Annotated in this window: 2 protein-coding genes; one reads left to right on the forward strand and one right to left on the reverse strand. The window is 66.1% G+C overall.

What is annotated here, in order from left to right; genetic code table 11:
* Positions 1-646: LysR family transcriptional regulator (locus AC1DBQ_RS23245; RefSeq protein WP_476930740.1), on the reverse strand; the 646-nt coding region annotated here is incomplete at its 3' end.
* Positions 647-897: 251 nt separating this feature from the next.
* On the opposite strand from AC1DBQ_RS23245, the gene AC1DBQ_RS23250 reads away from it, so the two are divergent.
* The coding region (locus AC1DBQ_RS23250; RefSeq protein WP_476930741.1) for an alpha/beta fold hydrolase at positions 898-1,622 on the forward strand (725 nt) is incomplete at its 3' end.

The raw sequence follows: 1,622 nt of genomic DNA on the forward strand, positions 1-1,622 counted from the left end.
CCGCCATGCATGACGCCAGCAGCACMTCCGTCATCGAGGATGACCCGTCCATCGGCGGCGATATGAAGTCATCCCCCGCCAGGCTTTGCAGCGGGATGGACGTTTCGCGGGCCAGCGGGTGATCCAGCGGGAGCACAGCCCCGATTTCCTCKCGGGCAACCAGCCGGGCCGTGACCGAGGGGACCGGGGTTTCGGGGAAGCCGACGAAGGCCAGGTCAAGGGTGCCGTTTGCGACGCTCGCCAGGCCGTCCGCCGTKCGCACCCTGCTGGTGAGGTCCAGTTCGATGTCGGGATACCGACGCCGGACGGCGCGCGTGAGCGGCGGAAGGGTCAAATGGTTCACCGCCCCGGAGAAACCGATCCGGATCTTGCCCCGGATGCCCGCGACCTCCGTTTGGGCGGCCTCGCGGGCCAGGCGCATTTCCTGCAGCACGCGGTAAGCCCGTGGCAGGAGGGCGTGGCCGGCGGGCGTCAGCGCCACGCTGCGGGTGTTGCGCTCAAAGAGCCGCGTCCCGAGGTCGGCCTCGAGCTTGCGGATCGTCTGGCTCAGCGGGGACTGCGAGGTATGCAGGCGCACCGCCGCGCGGCCAAAGTGGAGCTCTTCGGCAACCGCCACKAACGCTTCAAGCCATCGGATTTCGGTCATTTCAGGCGCCCTAACTCCTCGCCGCGGCGGCCCCTCGCGGACCCCTGTCCAGCGCTCGCGTGATGCGGATAATGCTATGAATCAAAACAATAGTGCGGCTATTGAGCCTGCTTCAAGCCTGATGCCCCGCCCGGAGTGGATCACGCCAGGGGGTGCTTTATCTCAAACAGCACTGTATGATTTATACAGATCATCGACAGCGCGGAGACGTTGCACCGCATCCCTCAATCCCCTCGTCCTGGAGCCCTGTCATGTCGCTACGCCTCGTCCGCCGCACCGTCGGTCACACCCTTTCAGCCTCCCACCACCCGCCCCGCCGGCACCGGCGGGGACGGCCCCTCCGGCYGGCCGGGGTCGTGGCGCTGAGCCTCGCCGGGCTGCTGCTCGCCTCCACCTCAACAAACCTCATGKTGGAACAGGTCGAAAAGACCAACACGGTCGCCTACGGTCAGAAGGTCCACATCACCGAGGGAAACATCAACGTCACCAGGACCGGCGGGACCGGACYCGCGATCGTACTGCTCAGCGGACTGGGAACCCCGGCCCCGGGCCTGGATTTCGCCCCGCTGATCCGCGAGCTGGAAGGCTACCAGGTCATTGCCGTGGAGGGGTTCGGCTACGGCTACAGCGACATGACCGCACGGCCCCGGACCATAGAAAACATCTCTGACGAACTTCACGAAGTGCTGTCCACACTCGGCGTCAAGGCGCCATATATACTCATCGGGCACTCCATTGCCGGCTTCTCCACCCTGTACTACGCCAACAAATATCCGCGCGAAGTGTCCGCGGTGATCGGCATCGACCCGACCGTCCCGGCAAGCAAATCACCCTCGACCGGGACCACCGCCCCCGCGGAGACGGCCGCAGCGGACTACTCCTGGGCGCACATTCCTTCGACCCTGGGCCTGGTCCGCTGGGTCACAGCCCTGGGTTACGGGGAGYCCGGGGGTGACAGCTTCACGCCGGCCGAACG

The sequence above is a fragment of the Arthrobacter sp. 10T413_2 genome (assembly GCF_056394205.1).